The 15,789-nt window shown below is 54.1% G+C and carries 15 protein-coding genes, 1 tRNA gene and 3 pseudogenes; 13 read left to right on the top strand and 6 right to left on the bottom strand.

The window, feature by feature from the left end:
* The first annotated feature begins 433 nt into the window (after positions 1-433).
* The 12 genes and pseudogenes from LOY38_RS28195 to LOY38_RS28140 all read left to right on the top strand — a co-directional run bounded on the left by LOY38_RS28195 (position 434) and on the right by LOY38_RS28140 (position 9,870).
* Complete coding sequence (locus LOY38_RS28195; RefSeq protein ID WP_258698018.1) at positions 434-844, top strand: MbcA/ParS/Xre antitoxin family protein; 411 nt, start codon at positions 434-436, stop codon at positions 842-844.
* Positions 844-1,521, top strand: coding sequence for an RES family NAD+ phosphorylase (locus tag LOY38_RS28190; protein ID WP_258700805.1), 678 nt, complete (start codon positions 844-846; stop codon positions 1,519-1,521). The genes LOY38_RS28195 and LOY38_RS28190 overlap by 1 nt, the downstream gene beginning before the upstream one ends.
* A gap of 431 nt (positions 1,522-1,952) precedes the next feature.
* Positions 1,953-2,174, top strand: coding sequence for a 4-oxalocrotonate tautomerase family protein (locus LOY38_RS28185; protein ID WP_123361089.1), 222 nt, complete (start codon positions 1,953-1,955; stop codon positions 2,172-2,174).
* A pseudogene (locus LOY38_RS28180) lies at positions 2,171-2,826 on the top strand (DsbA family oxidoreductase). Before LOY38_RS28185 ends, LOY38_RS28180 begins: the two are co-directional and overlap by 4 nt.
* Positions 2,827-2,869: 43 nt before the next feature.
* Entirely contained in the window at positions 2,870-3,580 is a 711-nt protein-coding gene (locus LOY38_RS28175) for an SDR family NAD(P)-dependent oxidoreductase (RefSeq protein ID WP_258698017.1), read from the top strand.
* 207 nt (positions 3,581-3,787) lie between these two features.
* Entirely contained in the window at positions 3,788-4,537 is a 750-nt protein-coding gene (locus LOY38_RS28170; RefSeq protein WP_258698016.1) for a hydroxypyruvate isomerase family protein, read from the top strand.
* Between the two features lie 650 nt (positions 4,538-5,187).
* Complete coding sequence (locus LOY38_RS28165; protein ID WP_095053261.1) at positions 5,188-5,811, top strand: glutathione S-transferase family protein; 624 nt, start codon at positions 5,188-5,190, stop codon at positions 5,809-5,811.
* Positions 5,812-5,949: 138 nt separating this feature from the next.
* Positions 5,950-6,870 (top strand): annotated as a pseudogene (locus LOY38_RS28160) (IS1182 family transposase); the annotation flags it as partial.
* Positions 6,871-7,165: 295 nt separating this feature from the next.
* A complete protein-coding gene (locus tag LOY38_RS28155; protein WP_258698015.1) occupies positions 7,166-7,696 on the top strand; it encodes a PAAR domain-containing protein in 531 nt (176 codons plus the stop codon).
* Entirely contained in the window at positions 7,693-8,586 is an 894-nt protein-coding gene (locus LOY38_RS28150) for a glycine zipper family protein (protein ID WP_258698014.1), read from the top strand. The genes LOY38_RS28155 and LOY38_RS28150 overlap by 4 nt, the downstream gene beginning before the upstream one ends.
* 7 nt (positions 8,587-8,593) lie before the next feature.
* A complete protein-coding gene (locus LOY38_RS28145; RefSeq protein WP_258698013.1) occupies positions 8,594-9,214 on the top strand; it encodes a hypothetical protein in 621 nt (206 codons plus the stop codon).
* A gap of 377 nt (positions 9,215-9,591) precedes the next feature.
* Positions 9,592-9,870, top strand: coding sequence for a hypothetical protein (locus tag LOY38_RS28140; protein ID WP_258698012.1), 279 nt, complete (start codon positions 9,592-9,594; stop codon positions 9,868-9,870).
* Positions 9,871-10,443: 573 nt separating this feature from the next.
* Here the strand turns inward: LOY38_RS28140 and LOY38_RS28135 are convergent.
* A complete protein-coding gene (locus tag LOY38_RS28135) occupies positions 10,444-10,890 on the bottom strand; it encodes a hypothetical protein (RefSeq protein WP_258698011.1) in 447 nt (148 codons plus the stop codon).
* Between the two features lie 244 nt (positions 10,891-11,134).
* Here LOY38_RS28135 and LOY38_RS28130 point away from each other — a divergent pair, with 244 nt between their 5' ends.
* Complete coding sequence (locus LOY38_RS28130; RefSeq protein WP_258698010.1) at positions 11,135-11,440, top strand: NIPSNAP family protein; 306 nt, start codon at positions 11,135-11,137, stop codon at positions 11,438-11,440.
* A 68-nt stretch (positions 11,441-11,508) separates the two neighbouring features.
* Here the strand turns inward: LOY38_RS28130 and LOY38_RS28125 are convergent, their stop codons facing one another.
* From LOY38_RS28125 to LOY38_RS28105, 5 genes and pseudogenes are all read right to left on the bottom strand, one after another.
* Positions 11,509-11,784 (bottom strand): hypothetical protein, encoded by a 276-nt coding sequence (locus tag LOY38_RS28125; RefSeq protein ID WP_140894128.1) that lies wholly within the window; start codon positions 11,782-11,784, stop codon positions 11,509-11,511.
* On the bottom strand, positions 11,781-12,761 hold the full coding sequence (locus tag LOY38_RS28120; protein ID WP_258698009.1) for an integrase domain-containing protein: 981 nt from the start codon (positions 12,759-12,761) through the stop codon (positions 11,781-11,783). The genes LOY38_RS28125 and LOY38_RS28120 overlap by 4 nt, the downstream gene beginning before the upstream one ends.
* Before the next feature lie 904 nt (positions 12,762-13,665).
* A complete protein-coding gene (locus LOY38_RS28115) occupies positions 13,666-14,994 on the bottom strand; it encodes a phage integrase central domain-containing protein (RefSeq protein ID WP_258698008.1) in 1,329 nt (442 codons plus the stop codon).
* Between the two features lie 165 nt (positions 14,995-15,159).
* Positions 15,160-15,235, bottom strand: a tRNA-Thr gene (locus LOY38_RS28110).
* A 119-nt stretch (positions 15,236-15,354) separates the two neighbouring features.
* A pseudogene (locus tag LOY38_RS28105) lies at positions 15,355-15,502 on the bottom strand (FkbM family methyltransferase); the annotation flags it as partial.
* Positions 15,503-15,789 lie beyond the last annotated feature (287 nt).

Below are 15,789 nucleotides of genomic sequence, written 5' to 3'. Positions count from 1 at the left end.
GGCCCGGATGGGGGAGGTGTGGGCGTTTTTTGAGTGTTGGTTGATCAAGAAACCTTTTCCCAAGGCAAAAAAAAGCAGCCTGGATCAGGCTGCTTTCATGAAAAGGTGCTTGATATTGTGCTCCCTCAAGCAGGGGAGAAGAGGTCTCACCAGGCGCCGATTTCCAAGTCATCAACGAGGTTCCTACGCCGACTATTGCCACTTGGAGGCAGTCGGTTTCGCGCTCTCGATTTAATTCTCTGCCCCTATTGTGGGGGTGTCAACGTGCGTGTTGGACCGTGTGTCGGCATCTTTTCAGGCTGCGGAAAATCTGGCGTGAAAGCTCTTTTCGAAGAAGGGACAGATAAATACGTTTGCGAATTAAAATTTCATTATTGTTCGTATCTGTACTAGTCTGAAATCACGACATCGTAAACCCCAGGAGGCCATCCCCATGCCTGCCTCATCCATTGCCTTAAGCCCACAGCAACAACTCGATACCCCCGAAGCCGGTCGAGTCGCGCTGAAGTTTTTCTTCAACCTCATGGAGCGTTGGGGCTGCACTGCCGAGCAGCAACGCACGCTTCTGGGCAAAGTCGGCAATACCACCTTCTACAAGTACAAACACCTGCCGCCCAACGTGCGCCTGCCCCACGACACCCTGGAGCGCATCTCGTATTTGATGGGCATCCACAAAGCCCTGAGCATCATCTTCAGCAACAGCCGCGAGCGCGCCTACACCTGGGTCAGCAGCCCTAACACCGCCGCGCCGTTCAATGGCCAGTCGGCGCTGTCCTACATGCTGGCCGGCCGCGTGGTCGACATCGCTGACGTGCGCCGCTACCTCGACGGAGTACGCGGTTGATGGCGCCGGAGGTGGCCGACCCGCAATGGCCGCGGGCTTACCGGATCGTCAACAGCTGCTTCCCGCCTATTTCGTTGTTCGAAGACGTGCTCGATCCCGAAGACCTGCCCACCGCCTACGCCCTGGAAGCCCTGACCAATGATCGGTTGATGGAAGAAGCCGGTGTGCTCTCCCGTGTGCGCCCCGAGGACCGCATCGCCGGCCCCGGCTCCACACCCGTCATGGCCGCGTTCACCCACATCGGCAAAACCAGCCGCTTCACCGACGGCACCTTCGGCGTCTACTACGCCGCCAGCAGCCAGGCCGCGGCCATCGCCGAGACGAGTTATCACCAGGAGCGATTCCTCGCCGCGACCAACGAACCGGATCTTGAGTTGACCATGCGTACCTACGTCAACCAGGTGGTCAAACCCTTGCACGACATCCGAGGCGACTACCCGCACCTGCACGACCCGGATCCCAACGCCTACGGTCCGGCCCAGGCCTTTGCCCGACAACTGCGCGAAACGTTGTCTTGGGGATTGCTCTACAACAGCGTTCGTCTGCCTGGCCATGAATGTGTTGCCGCGTTTCGACCGCCGGCCGTTTCTATTCCGAGGCAAGGGAAGCACATTCGCTATGTGTGGAGTGCGAGCAGTCGGAAGATTTCGTTTGTGTTTGAAGTCAGCGAGATGTGAGCTCAACGAAGTACAAGAAGCCCCGATTGACTCGTAATGCTGTTCATTTAGGCGAGACTCTTCAGTCATGCTTACCTTTGTGGCGAGCGAGCTTGCTCGCGCTGGGCTGCGTAGCGGCCCCAAAAATCTGACAACCATTGCCGATATTTGTGAGTGCTACGCACTCAAGCGGGAGCAAGCTCCCTCGCCACAAGTTCCTCGAAAATACGATGAGGTTTGTCAGCACGGATTGAAGCCGTTTTGATCGCTGGTGATGAACCTTACGGTTAGGCCATATTTTCCGGTGGCGTCTCCAATCAATATCGACGTAGTCATTACACCAAGTAACTAATGATGTTCCCGCCCCCACCTTTATCCCCCTGACCCAACCTCATACATTCCTCTCCAACGCCTCCCCATCATTCCGATGAGAAGGTCACTGGAGATTCCTCATGCCTTTCGTAAGTGTACGCATTACCCGCGATGGCGTTACCTCAGAGCAGAAAGCTCAGGTGATCGCTGAAATCACTGAAACCCTGGAACGCGTCCTCAACAAACGCCCGGACCTGACACACATCGTGATCGAAGAAGTCGACACCGATAACTGGGGCTATGCCGGGATCACCACTACCCAGTACCGAAAACAACTGGCTGAGGAGCAGGGGCAGTCATGACCGCGTCCGTCACCATCGATTTCATCTCCGACGTGGTGTGCCCATGGTGCGCCTTGGGCGCGACGGCGCTGGAGCAAGCGATCGAGAACGTGGCGGGTGAAGTCTCGGTCGAGCTGACCTTCAAGCCTTTCGAGCTGAACCCGGATATGCCGGTGGAAGGCGAGAACGCGATCGAGCACTTGATGCGCAAATACGGGCGCAGCGCCGAGGAAGTTGCCGCCGGCAAAGCGATGCAAATCGCTCGAGGCGAGGCCATCGGGTTCAAATTCGATCTGGAGAAGCGCAGCCACTTCCATAACACCTTCGATGCTCACCGGTTGCTGTTGTGGGCATTGCAGGAAGGGCGGCAGGTCGCACTCTAGAAAGCCTTGCTGCGTGCTTATTTCACCGACGGCCAGAACCCGAACGATCGCGAGACGCTGGTTCGACTGTCGGCGGAAGTGGGGTTGGATGCAGCGAGCGCGCGTGAGGTGTTGGTGTCCGGAGCATTTGCCAGGGAAGTGCGTGAGCTGAGGCGTTTTATCGCGAGCGCGGCATCAATTCGGTTCCGGCCATGGTGCTCAACGGTCGTCACCTGGTGTCCGGTTCGCAATCGGTCGAGTACTACGAACAGATGTTGAGACAAATGGCGCAGGCGCCTGTTGAAGCCTGATTAATCACCTTTTCAAACCATCATTTATCAGTTGAGGTTCATCATGAGCAATTCGAAAAAAGTCATCGTTATTACTGGCGCCTCCCAAGGTCTCGGCGCAGGCATGGTCAAGGCTTTCCGTGATCTCGATTACCGGGTAGTCGCCACTTCGCGTTCGATCCAGCCATCCACCGATCCGGACATCCTCACCGTTGCCGGCGACATCGGCGACCCGGCGATCGCCCAGCGAGTCGTCCGTGAAGCGATCGCACGTTTCGGCCGCATCGACACCCTGGTCAACAACGCCGGAATCTTCGTCGCCAAACCGTTCGCCGCCTACACCCAAGAAGACTACGCCGCTGTGCTGTCGGTGAACCTGAATGGCTTCTTCTACATCACCCAACTCGCGATCACCGAGATGGAAAAACAAGGCAGCGGCCACGTCGTCAACATCACCACCAGCCTGGTGGACCACGCCATCGACGGCGTGCCGTCGGTACTGGCGTCGTTGACCAAGGGTGGCTTGAATGCGGCGACCAAATCCTTGGCCATTGAGTACGCCAAGCGTGGGATTCGGGTGAACGCGGTTTCCCCTGGTATCATCAAGACTCCGATGCACAGCGAAGAAACTCACGAAGCACTGGGTAATTTGCACCCGGTTGGGCATATGGGGGAGGTCAGCGATATTGCGCAGGCTGTTGTTTATCTGGATAGCGCCAACTTTGTCACTGGCGAGATCTTGCATGTCGATGGTGGGCAGAGTGCGGGGCACTAAGACCTGGTTTTCCAACGCCCAGAAACACCAAAGCCCTCGCATTTCTGCGAGGGCTTCGTTTTTGTATGGTGCGGGCACCAGGAGTCGATGGCTCCCGATGGAATCGGGAACACAACATTCGGGATCAGATAGGTGCTTTGAATGTGGGGTTCATGAAGCAGTTACAATGTATATAAAAGCCATAAATCACTACATGGATGTTTACCAATGCTCAAGTTCAATGCTCATCTCGGTTTCCAATTCAATGAGTTGCCCTTTCTGCAACGCATCGAAGCTGCCGCGGCAGCTGGTTTTCGGGCGGTGGAGTTCCCGTCGCCCTATGAATTCGACGCAAGTCTCCTGGCCGACCACCTGGCTCAATACAGTCTGCCGCTGATTCAGTTCGCTGCACCGGCTGGCGTTACCAAAGGCATCGCTGCCTTGCAGGGCAAGGAAGAGGAATTTCGCAGCGGGTTGCTCCAGGCCGCCAGCTATGCAAAGGCGCTGGCGTGTTCGGATGTCCACATCATGTCTGGCGTTACGACGCAGGATGATGCTGGGCGCATCTTCGGGGGCAACCTGGAATATGCAGTCAAGTATTTCGAAGATCAGGGTTTGCGGCCGCTTATCGAAGTGATCAGTTCGCAGGCGATGCCGGGCTACTACATGTCTGACTTCAGCAAGGCGCAACAGGTGCTGGAGACTTTCCCGAGTGTTGGGCTGATTCTCGATATTTACCATGCCCAGATTCTGACCGGAGACGCAGCAGATGTTCTGGCTCGGTTTTATGACAGAACCGTCCATGTGCAAATTGCCGACTGCCCGGGTCGTCACGAGCCGGGAACGGGGAACATCGACTTTGCTGCCTTGTTCGCAGCGCTGGAGCAGCGTGGCTATCCCGGATGGATCGGTTGTGAATACCGTCCTTCCGGTTCTACCGTTGCGAGTCTTGACTGGATAAAACAGCTAAATGCTTAGTGCTTGCGACGCGTGAACGGGATTCGGATTTCACGTACACCAGAAACAACAAAGCCCTCGCATTTCTGCGAGGGCTTTGTTTTGTATGGTGCCGGCACCAGACGAACGGTATGTTTCTGCGGGGCTAGGTTTTTCGGGCGTCTGGAGTTCACTGGAAAATTCGGCGTACCCCAACTAGTAACTATAAATAAATCAGCTAGTTATGGCGCTTGGTGGAATCGAATCCGGGATTTTTTAGATGTGAGCACATTGTCGGTCTGTAAGTAATTCAGAGCCGCATACGAATGGTAAACCCCCCTGAATTTGAACGTTGTCAATCATCTCTTTCGTAGAGAATAGGCAGAAATCCGCCAAAAGCTGTCGTGGCGACAGGCAGCAGACGGCCGATTCTGTTGAAAAAGTCGGTCTGCCCAAACGGCCTGATCATTGACTGGTGAAAACGCCTTGTTTGCACGCTGCTACGTGAAATCCGAGTCCGGAAGCCTCTGCCAAAAGTAAAGATTTCAATCTCGGGCACGTACTTTTTTGATGCGCAAACCATGGCCGACTTTTTCAACAGAATCGGCCAAAAGCAGACTCTGGACAATCCGCTCCACACGGCGATAGAGTCAGTAGTTCAGACCAACTACCCCGAACGATAAGGACATGGAATGTTGCGCATATTGGGTAAGGCATCGTCGATCAATGTACGAAAGGTGCTCTGGGCCTGCGCCGAGATTGAAATTCCCTTTGAGCGGGTGGATTGGGGTTCTGGCTTCAGATCGACGCACACACCTGAATTCCTGGCGCTGAATCCCAATGCCATGGTGCCGGTCATCCAGGACGACGACTTCATTCTTTGGGAGTCAAACTCGATCATTCGCTACCTGGCGTCGCGCTACAACGGCGTTCACCTTTACCCGACTGAAGCGAGAGCCAAAGCGCGGGTGGATCAATGGATCGATTGGCAAGCGTCAGATCTCAACAAGTCGTGGAGTTATGCCTTCATGTCGCTGGTCAGGCATTCGCCTGAGCATCAGGACAGCCGTGCGTTGGCGGCCGCGTGCAACAACTGGTCGAGGTACATGGAGATCCTCAATCGACAGCTCGATTCAACCGGGGCCTACGTCAGCGGCGATGAGTTTTCTCTCGCAGATATACCGATCGGCCTGTCAGTTAATCGGTGGTTTGAAACACCGCTTGCTCATCCGGACTTTCCTGCCGTGAGCGACTATTACGAACGCTTGAGTCGTCGACCAGGCTACCGCCTGTACGGAAGAAACGGGACGCCATGACACGGTCTCAGAGGAGTTTTGTGTCCGCTTCACGGGTGGATAGCATCCTGTCGCTACCGCCAGCTTTCGGCCCAGGCTGTGTGAAAACGCCAGTGATTGTCTAACCTTCTGATCGTCTAGATCGTATCGGGGGCGATCATGAAGCGATTTATTGAGGGTGAGGCTCGGACGCAAGTTACGTTGCTGCCTGAGTGCTTGGACGATTACGTAGCCGAAGAAAATCCAGTGCGAGTGGTCGACGTTTTCGTCGATGAACTCGACCTCGGGGTACTTGGGTTTGAGGGTGTCGATCCTGCTGCAACGGGTCGTCCGGCCTACCACCCAGCGGTCTTGCTGAAGATCTATATCTATGGCTATCTCAATCGGATTCAGTCCAGTCGCCGGCTTGAACGTGAAGCCGAGCGCAACGTCGAGCTGATGTGGCTCACGGGACGTTTGGCCCCGGACTTTAGAACCATTGCCGACTTTCGCAAGGACAACGGTAAAGCCATTCGTAGTGTCTGCCGCCAGTTCGTAGTGCTTTGCCGCAACCTCAATCTCTTCTCCCAATCGATCATCGCCATCGACGGCAGCAAATTCAAAGCCGTCAACAACCGCGACCGTAACTTCACCCAGGGCAAAGTGAAGGCGCGCATGCAACAGATCGAGCAGAGCATTGACCGTTATCTTGCGGCGATGGATTCGGCGGATCGGGCAACGCCAGAAGTGGCCGAGGCCAAGGCCGAGCGACTGAAAGAAAAAATCGAAACACTGAAACAGCAGATGCAGAAACTCAAGGACATTGAGGCGCCGCTCCACGACAGTCCAGATCAGCAGATCTCTCTTACCGATCCAGATGCACGCTCAATGGCCACGAGCGGCCGAGGCACCGGAACGGTTGGCTACAACGTACAAACAGCGGTCGACGACAAACACCATCTGATCATCGCCCATGAGGTGACCAACGTTGGTAATGATCGTGGGCAACTGAGCAATATGGCGAACCAAGCGCGTGAAGAAATCGAGGCTGAATCGCTAACGGTGGTGGCCGACCGAGGCTATTACAAAGGTCTGGAAATCCACGGCCCAGACTGTGTAAAAACGCAAAAACTATTTTGAAGTCTGCGTCGCTACGTAAAATCTGCCAATGATTGGTGAATCAGCCGGACCTGAAATTTGCATAGGAACGCGATTTTCGTTCTGATTCTGACTGTCAAACCTGCTCTAAACCGGTTTTACACAGCCTCGACCAGAAGCGGACGTTTGCTCCCGATCGGCATCCGGCAGAGCGAGCGCTCGATCGGGCTTGCATAGTTGGCGACCGGTCTTTTATGTCACACTTCATCCAGATGTTACTTTTACAAGGATGTTCCACATGTCAGGCAAACCTGCCGCTCGAGTTACCGATCCTACTTCCTGCCCACTACCTGGCCATGGTGTCAATCCTATTGCTTCGGGTTCTCCCGATGTCTTTTTCGATGGCTTGGCTGCCGCGCGTCAAAACGACAAGAGTGCCTGTGGCAGCCCTATTGTGGGGGACGTAGCCTCTACCGTTCTTATCAATGGTATGTCTGCGGCAATTGTTGGGAGCACCGGCGCTCACGGAAACAATGTCATCAGTGGCTCCAGCACTGTAATCATAGGGAATTCACATACTCCCGCAGAATTCATACCGCCGTCCGCTATGCCACTATGGGCGTTGGTATTCGACGAACAGTTTCGTATCGTTGGCAGTGACGGTCAGCCATTAGCTAATGTTCCATACCACATCAAAGATGAGTCGGGCATGGTATATACCGGCTTTTCAGATGAGTCGGGACGCACACCAAGAATTGCAACGAGCAAGCAAGAAACGTTGGAAATTACTACGGGTGTTGCTGCGCTCGAAAAGTGGGGTGATGCGTGACAGAGTTTTCTTGCAAAGTACCCACAAACAAGGAAAGCGGTTCGGTAAGTAATGTGCCGGGCTATGCAATGCCGGCAAATATTCACATGTTCGTTGCTGTGGACGAAATAGGCAAGGATGGTTTTTTAGTACGGAAAATTTATTCGTCTCCGGACAACCCTCATCTGGTCGCCAAAAACTTACCAGAATTCCAAATGAAACACGAAGTCTGGCCCGAAAAATATGGCATGCGTCCTGTCGCTCCGAGCTCTAGCGCCACAGTGGCCGAACACGTTTTTAGTAGTAGAAAACACCCATCAAGTTATCTTTCTACTAGCTCAGAATTTCCAAATGGCTCTCCTAGGTTCGATGGAAAAGTAGTATATATTGATATAGAAAAAGCGAAAGCTGCCGGTGCAAAACTAGTGACGACAGAAGAAATCCTTAAGTCGCTAGAGGATTACAAAAAAATAGCCCCAAAGAACGCAACCAGGATTGACCAGATCGCAAGCTGGGTGAAGGATATCGACAAGGAAGTATTGGTTCAGGCTGAGAAAGTCCCTGCCCGGGCAATATTTACCCCGAAGTCTTATCAAACAACCAACACATTGATTAAGGGCGCTAGAGTCGTAAGGGTTTTTGCGATTGGTTTTACCGCATACGATTTGAAATTGGCCGCAGAAGAATCAATTAAGCAGAACAGCGTGAAACCTATTTCCGTCGAGGTTGTCAAGCAGGCCGGCGGTTGGGGGGGCGCGATGGCTGGGGCAAGGATAGGTTTTGTCGCCGGAGCCGCGGTTGGAATAGAGACGGGGCCAGGTGCTTTTGTGAGTGGTGCAGTCGGCGGAATCATATTTGGCTCTGCAGGTTACTTAGGAGCCACTTGGCTTACTGAGTATCTCCAAGAGTGAGAACGATATGAGTTTATTTAGCCGCATGAAAGACTTCCTTAAACCTGCTCCACAGGAACAGATTGTCGGGTATTCCGTTTCAGAACTAAAATCAATTTTTGTAAAGGCTTTAAATAACGCTACCCACGAGATACCCAGCTTCCCCACTGCAACATCATTAGCTTCTGTTGGGATATCGGCTTATTACTCTATGTTCGTTATAGACAAGGCTGATGTTGATGCGTTTCAAAAAATCATCGATGAAAGATTTTCGGCTATTAACGAAAAAATTTTCAATGAGCTCGTCGCAACGCGTTATCAGGCCAAGCCTAAGGATGAAGCGCTCATAGCTTCAATATCATACAAGGAATTTAATGTCACAACGATTCGGCTGATCACGAACAGCATCGAGTTTTTAAGTCTGGTGCAGAAACAAAAACTCGCAGTACCTCCACCATGGATTGCCTTCGAAGGCTACCAGCCATCTTGGTGGGGAGGTGACATGCAGGGCGCCCAAGGTTACTACAATGACAATTATTTCTTTTCGTTTTTTGTAAATTTAACTTCGGCTGAAAGAAGCGATTATTACGCTAGATACTCTGCATCCGATGAATGGATTAGAAGCTTGGAATTGATGCTGGAGGTGTGACTCCAATGTTGCGATATAGTTTTGTGATTTTGTTAAGAGTGACAGGTGGGCCGCTCTGCTTCTGACCTGTAGCGAGCGTCCACTTCTGGTCCTGAGTGTGTAAAAGCGCTTCGCCAAAATTGAAGTGTGCACGTCTACGTTAAGTCGCGATTTCCAGTCCGTTTTTGAGTACCTGCCGCGCTCAAAAACGTTTTTACACAGCCTCGGTCGGAAGCAGACCGTTGGCCGATCATCTAGCCGGTAAAAGGCGGACTGATCGCGGACAATCCGACCAGCCCTGCGGGGCTGAATCGGAAAGCGTTCATTGCCCAGTCAAACTGGCCGGGGCACTCACTGAAGGCTTTACCAATGCAGCTTTGAAACTAAGGAAAACGCAAATGAATGAGACGAAGATTGGTAAGGCTGCTCTGTTACCAGAAGTGATCTTCCCGCGCAAAATGTCCACCGCTTGGTGTGCAGTTGCTTTTGAGGAGCTAGCCACGGCAATCGACTTCATTGAGGCCGGAATCGAGCAGACTACACCACTGCAGCAGAAGCTATGGGAGCGATATAAGGCTCAAACCGCTCAGTTTGCCCATGACATGTTACTGGCCGAAGGCAACTTGGACGAGATCACTAGGCGTCTTGGGCTCAACGATGTGAATCGACCCTCGTAGATCCCATTTGAGAGGCTGCTGTTGGCCGATTCTGTTGAAAAAGTCGGTCTGCCCAAACGGCCTGATCATTGACTGGTGAAAACGCCTTGTTTGCACGCAGCTACGTGAAATCCGAGTCCGGAAGCCTCTGCCAAAAGTAAAGATTTCAATCTCGGGCACGTACTTTTTTGATGCGCAAACCATGGCCGATTTTTTCAACAGAATCGGCCGTTTTCTGCCTGTCACGATCGGCCGAATGCCGCCAATCACACGGAGACGTTTAGGGCAAAATTAGGGCATATTCCAGGCCGCCGTTGTCCGCTAGACGCCATCGACACAGAACTAAAATGCCGATTTTTCTGGCATAAAGCGGGCTAGACGTACGTAGGAAGGGGTTCGAATCCCTATCTTCGCTTTACTCGAAGGTCATGCCAATGACCGCATTCGACCCAAAGCGCAAGTAGCTGTATCCCGATAGCAGACGTTGAGAAAGCCTGTAGACTCGGCGGTGGCTAACGTGTCCGTGTTGGTGCTGGATCCTCTGTTTTCGCTAGACATTGAAGTCGGTGATTCCGCCTCTTTCAGGCGAGCCGCCTAGAAGGGCCAGTGTGTTCGTAGCCTGGCTAGCTCTCGCTCTAATGCACACAACTCTTTGTTGAACGCGGCCAACTCCGCAAGGCTGTATTCAAAGCATTGCTGCGCACCGGAGGGAAGTCCAATGACATTGACGATCTTGTGACGGTGCGCCTCGACGCCCCATCGACCGTGGACCATCTGATTGCGCTGTACCCGAGCGGCATGCACACGCTCAATCCAGCGTTCATAGGCCGCACGGCGTTTGGAGTCGGCCGGTAAGCTCTCTGCGACTCGCGTCGAAAGCATTTCGAGTTTCGTATGGATGCTCTGCCCTTCGATCGAATTCGATAAGGTTTCCAATTTTGTGCCCTTGTCCAACCACGCCAAACAGAGCCCTAAATTCACATCGACGCACGAGAACGCGAAGAGCATCTGTCCGAGCAACGATGCAGCCTCAGCTTGCATCGCCTCTCGACGTGCCCTTAGTTGTCCAGCCGTTTCGACCGGGTCAGGCGTTGAATTAGGTTCCAAGGCTTTCTCGCATTTGTAGTCTGGGTGGTGCAGAGTTCAGCACATTATTCCGTAGGTCTGCTCCTGGGCCGATTGCTGCCTGTTGATATGGGCTGAAATCGACCCAAAACTGCCATCGACGACTCAGTTTATGGCATATGTAGAATAGCGGTTTCCTCATTTTCAAAGGAATGATCCAGTGATCACTTGCCACGTCAGGTATGTAATCGATCCCTACCAGATCCCTGCTTTCGAAAGCTATTCTCGTCATTGGATTCGTGTGGTGAACCGTATGGGAGGAAACCACCACGGCTACTTTCTACCAGCCGAAGGCGCCAACAACATCGCTTACTGTCTATTCAGCTTTTCCAGCCTGGCAGATTATGAGCAGTACCGTAGGGAGGCCGGAGTAGATCTTGAGTGCGTTCAATTGGTGACGCAGGCTACCGAGCAAAAATTCATCCTGAGCTACGAGCGCAGTTTCCTTCGTCCCATTCTTGATTGAACTGACGTGTTTTCGGCTGCGCGTGGGCGCGCCAAAGAGGCTGCTTTTGGCTGTTTTCTGACCTTCGTCTAGCGGTTGAACTGCCAGGGTTTTCCTAAGCGATGAGTGAGTAATTGCATGGTCAGCAAATAGTAATAGCGCGTCGATTCAGTGTGCTGGTTTAGGTGGTGATTCAAAAACCACGCAAGGTGTTTTCTCTGCCAAGTCCATGGATTGTCGCGTTGCCAGCGCTCAGCGATTGCTGTTTGGATAGCCTTCGCCTGACGCAGGTGGCGTTGACGCGTGGTATACGACCCGGTCAGGACGCTCACCAGGAACAGATCCATATCGAATGCCGTGCTCACGCTCGACCACCAATGTAAGCGGCCACCACGACGATACGGCCGTGCCCCAGCTCATAGCTGATTTGTACTCGGGCATCCTGATCTAGGCGCCGGTCGAGTTGATAGCAATTGCCTCCGTTGATGGGGGCGAGATGATGGGTGATTTGCTCATAGCGTTCGCAAGCATAGGCTGCCCGCAATTCGTGGAAGCCTTTGAGGTCGTGCTTATGGATGATGTTCCGTGCGGGGCTGACGATTCCCTGCAAGAAATCGAGGTAGCGTTCGTTCGGTGCAAGTAGGTTGCGGCTACCGTCGGGCGAGACCTGTTCGGCAAACCTCAGTGCGTCACGAATATGATCATTTACCGTAATCCAACGAGGTGCTGATACGCCTGAACGGCCACCTTTGGTGCCGTCCTGGATGTTGATCTTTCCGAATTGCTTGGCTTCACGTTTTAGACGGGGAAGGTCGGCCAAAATCGCCTCGCGCAAGCGCATACCGGTGGCTCGCGCTAACTGAGCGATGGCCGCGGCGCGTGGCTGCTGGTCTTCGCAAAGCACCTCTACGATCCGCTTCACCTGTTCGTGGTCCTGGACTTGCGGCACTGAACGACGAACACTGGTGCGCCGCATTCCCAGTGCCTTGCTCGGGCTCGGCACTTTCACATACTGATCACCGCGAAGCGCGGCCATGGTCCGATTCACACTGGACAACCGGTTTTGCGCAGTCGCGATGGCCAGCTCACCACGTTCAACTTGCTGACGCAGATGTCCGGCGTAGTCCAGCAAGGTCTGCCGATCAATTTGTCGTGCATCGTTAAACCCTGGTCCATCCTGCGACCGACACCAGCGTACAAACGCCTGCCAACGATCACTGTGCGCCTTGACCGTGCCGTAATGCCCGCCGCCAAACAGGTCGCGCAGCGCTTGCGGTCCGGCATAACTCAGTTGCCGGCCATAGCCAAAATTCCGCCCATCCCGTCTACCGACCAATGCCATGATCAAACTCCTCTCGAAGCCAAAACTTTTAAAACCTTCCCCACGTCATCCCGCCAAGAATGTTGAGTGTTATCAGGGATCAAGGCCCCTGCGACCTGTGAGGGCTGTCCACTAACGCGGGACTGGCGGCTCTTTACGACCGGGAGCTTGGGCATCTCATGATCTGGCCTCCTGAACACTTCCGAAGAAGTGGGCGGGTGGAGGCTGCGCTGGCTGACGAGACCGGCGCCGCGAGATCCTGAGTCAGGTGAAGGCAGTGAAGCGATGACCGGGGCGTGCCTGACTGTCAGTCAGGTGCAGTCCATTCCGTGGGCTGCGGCACCATCATCTGCATCGCTGTTGATGGTGACTTCGGTGTTTGTCACGCCGATTGTCACGAGGGGGAATGCCGCAAAGCCTTGTACGAGCTGGGCTGCAGCAGCGGTAGGAGCGCCCGTCTCTTTCCGGAAGAAAGAGACGGGCGCAGGTTGGCGCAAGGAAATGGCCAAGCGGATAGGTTGCTGCAGGGCAGCTAAAAAGGGGTATGAGTTGCCGCAGTGGCACTCTGGTAGAAGTAGGCATCCATCACATCGCTGTGACCGTGCGAGCCGCCGGACGCTAATCGCACTTTGGGAGAACCACCACGGTGTGGCGTAGCCTTAAAGGTTCTGGCTACCTGGGTTGCTGTCAACGACAGCGCTTTGCCCGATCTTTTCTACGCCTGTGGATAATTCGGGTCAAGGCTCGAATTTTCGGGAGTTCTGCGGCTGTGGATGAAATTATCCACCGGTGGAAATCAGTGGTTTTCCACAGACAGTTGCGTGGGCTTTAGATTTTTTAAGTGAGGTCCGTCCAAGCAGGGCGGCTTTGCAGCCCCGCTTGGATGGACCCGCGTTGAAGGGCGGACTGCGGTGATCTCATTGGCTTACCCACGTTTGGATGCGCCATGGCTATTTTGTAGGGCGGTAATGTTGTCGCCGACCGGGTGAGCGAATTCGTGGGGAGTCACATGCCCATGGCGGTTGGCGTCGATGTAGTTGCTCCACCACGCCATGATCAGCCTGCGCTGTTCGAGGAATTCGGCCTTGTGGATATACGCGGCGCGCACGCGGTTGCGTTCCTTGTGGCTCATTTGTCTTTCGATGGCAGCGTCGGTCCATAACCCGGACTCCAGCAGAGCGCTACAGGCCATGGTCCTGAAGCCGTGGCCGCACACGTCCTTGCTGGTGTCATAGCCGACGTTGCGGAGCATGGTGTTCACCGTGTTCTCGGACATGGGTTTCCAGTACTTGTGGTCGCCCGGTAGCACCAACTCTGAAAAGCGGCTGAGGCTGCGCAGGCGCTCCAGTATTTCGATGACCTGCGGCGAGAGCGGAACCATTTGAATGTCGCCGTTCATCTTGGTCCCTCGTGTGGAGTTGCGTACCCCTTCAATCGGTGCGCGTGTATCGGGGATTTCCCACATGGCGCGTTGGAGGTCGAACTCACTCCATCGCGCGAAGCGCAGTTCGCTGGAGCGGACGAATACATGCAACGTCAGCAGGACGGCGAGGCGCGTCAGCTCGCGGCCGTTGTAGTTGTCGATACGGTGTAGCAGTTCGGGTAGGCGGTTTGGGGAGAGGGCTGGGCGATGGACTGTGCGCGGCGCGTGAATCGAGCCTGCCAGATCCAGTGCAGGATTCATGGTGATCTGCCGAGCCCTTTTGGCCCCGCGCATGATGGTGGATAAGTAGTTCTGTACCCGTAACGCCACATCCATGGTGCCGCGTTCCTTGATGCGCTGGGTGATCTCTAGCAGGTCATGGGTATCGAGTTCAGCGATGGGTCGTTGGCCGATTAGCGGGAAGACGTGGGTGCGCAGTCGGCTCATTACGGTTTTGGCATGGCCTTCGGTCCAGCGACGGGACATGTCGGCGTGCCACTCCAGGGCAACGGTTTCGAAAAGGAGTGCCGCCCGCTGGGCTACGATCTTGGCCTTCTTTTTTTCTTCCATTGGGTCGAGGTTGTCGAGCAGCAACGCCTTGGCTTCGTCTCGCTTACGTCGTGCGACGGAAAGGGTAACGATGGGGTAATTGCCGATGATGAGCGTACCTTCCTTGCCGCTGGGCTTGGTGTACTTCAAGCGCCAGGTCTTCACGCCATTGGGTTTGACGAAAAGGTACATGCCTCCGCCGTCGAACAGTTTGTAGGCGCGTTCGCGGGTTTTGGCGGTGCGGCATTGCAGGTCGCTGAGAGGGATCGCAAGACGTGGCATAGGGGTACGCGCTCCTGACCGGGAAATCGCAGTACCCCTAACATACCCTCGGGGAAGGGGGATTTTGTTGGATCCCGACAGAGGGTCCTGGAACGAAAAAAACCCGCCAAAGGGCGGGTTTTCGGGGCTTCCAGAGCATTCAGTAGAATGCAATGGAGCCTAATGTGGTGCCGGCACCAGGAGTCGAACCCGGGACCTACTGATTACAAGTCAGTTGCTCTACCAACTGAGCTATACCGGCGTGTTGGGCGACGATTATAGCGATTGGGTTGGTTCTGTAAACCCCTGAATTCAGACTATTTTTGCGCAGGCGTTTGGTCTGGCGCGAACCAGCACTTTCTTGAGTTTCTGAGCGGTGCGTCAGGCTCGGCTGTTTTGCATGGCTCGCAGTTGCGTTTCTGCTTGTTCGGCGCGTTGCAGGGCGGTGGCGAGGTGTTTTTCGGGTGTTGGTAATGGGGTGGCTGAAGTTGTGGCCTTTGCAGAGCTGGAAGTCGTCCAGGTTGCACGGATCCTGTTGGTCAGATTTTTCTTTTTCATAGCCGCACTACAAGGCGCAATTTTCCGCTATGGGTGTCCGGTATTCGGCGGTTATGTCGTTTTGATGAAATGCTTATGCACAATGGACTAGGGGCGACTACCTGTTCATTACGATTTTGTAGACTCGTTCTCATTTGTCCGCAAATGCCTGTTTTGCGGGTTTTTTATTTGTGTGAACAAAAAATGACCAGCAGTGTTTAGGGCATAAAACAGCGTGGATATTGGATCCATGATAATTCCATCAACAGAGTTATCCAC

Origin of the sequence: Pseudomonas sp. B21-015 (assembly GCF_024749285.1) — a bacterium.
In the GTDB taxonomy this organism is placed as follows: domain Bacteria; phylum Pseudomonadota; class Gammaproteobacteria; order Pseudomonadales; family Pseudomonadaceae; genus Aquipseudomonas.
Note: the sequence above shows the minus strand (reverse complement) of the source record. Positions and strands in the feature narration are given on the sequence as shown.